Below are 1,277 nucleotides of genomic sequence, written 5' to 3'. Positions count from 1 at the left end.
TCCCCCGTCACCGCGGAGTCCCCCGACCCGGCCGACATCCGGGAGATCGCGGCCCCGCCGACGGCCGCCCCCTCCGGGAGCGCGTCCCCGTACTCGTTCGACGCCTCGCTGAACCCCGTCGACGGCGTCCCGGACACCCCGGGCGAAGCCGACGACAACTCCTCCCTCGGCGACACGGACTCCGACGCGTCGTCGCTGTTCGACGACGCCGCCTCCGAAACGTCGAGTCTGGACACCGCGTGGTCGGACGCCGAGGACGCGCCGCCCGTCGAGGCCGCCGCCTCGCACCCGGCCGTGAAGGACGCGAAGGCTCCGGAGGGCGTTCCCGGCATCCCGGACGCGGCTCCCGGGTCCGGCCTCCTGGCCTTCCCCGTGACCGAGAGCGGTCCGGCGGGGCGCGTTCCCAGCGCTCCCGCCCTCTCGGACGGACCGGTCCCGGAGACCGTGCGCACCGACCCGCAGACACCCCCGCCCGGTGCGGCCGTCCCCTCCGCGGACCGCCACGACGCCATCCGGAGCACCGGGGACGCCGATGCGACCGGAGGGTCCGGAACCGGACGTGACACCGTCCGCGACCAGGGCGGCGACGGTGCTCCTCCGGCCCGCTCCGGCACCGGTCCCACACCGTCCGAGGAGGACTCGCCCGGGAGCGCGCCCCCGGAGACGGACAGCGGCGAGTCGGCACCCGCCGCCGACCCCGCGGACGCACGAGCCGATCGCGCCGCGGACCTGGTCGCGCAGGCCCGACGGCACCTGGATGACGGGGACGTCGCGCGGGCGCGGGCGGTGGGCGCGGACATCCAGAACCTGCTCGCCCCGCGGCCCGACGACGGCTCCCCGCAGAACCCCTCCGTGCGCAGGGCCCGCACCCTGGCGCTCGGGCTGGTCTTCACCCTGTCCGACCCGGCGAACCCGCGGGTTCCCGCCGCCCCGGACGCCTTCCCTGCGGACAAGGCCGAGGACGCCGCCACACTCCTGGGGGGCGTCGAACGCAACCTCCGGGACCGCCACGACCCGGCGCGTGCACGGCTCTGGCTCCCGGGCGGCAGCCTGACCACGCAGTACGTCCGCGACACCCTGCCCTCCGCTCCTTGGGCGAGCGCGACGCGGAACAGCGGGGCGCCGGTAGCGGGCTCTGGGGACCCCGCGCGCGCCGCCGAGGCCACGACGTCCGACACGGCCGAGGGCACGCCGGCCCCCACGCGGAGCGCGGACGCGGACGCGCCTGCGGCACCGCCCGCTCCCGGACCCGAGCGCGCGGCGGACAGCGGCTCCGA

The 1,277-nt window shown here is 77.8% G+C and carries 1 pseudogene; it reads left to right on the top strand.

The window, feature by feature from the left end:
- Positions 1–1,277: pseudogene (locus tag DQW06_RS28720) on the top strand (hypothetical protein); the annotation flags it as partial.

It is taken from the genome of Nocardiopsis sp. TNDT3 (genome assembly GCF_003427465.1).
GTDB classification, from domain to species: Bacteria; Actinomycetota; Actinomycetes; order Streptosporangiales; family Streptosporangiaceae; genus Nocardiopsis; species Nocardiopsis dassonvillei.
Note: the sequence above shows the minus strand (reverse complement) of the source record. Positions and strands in the feature narration are given on the sequence as shown.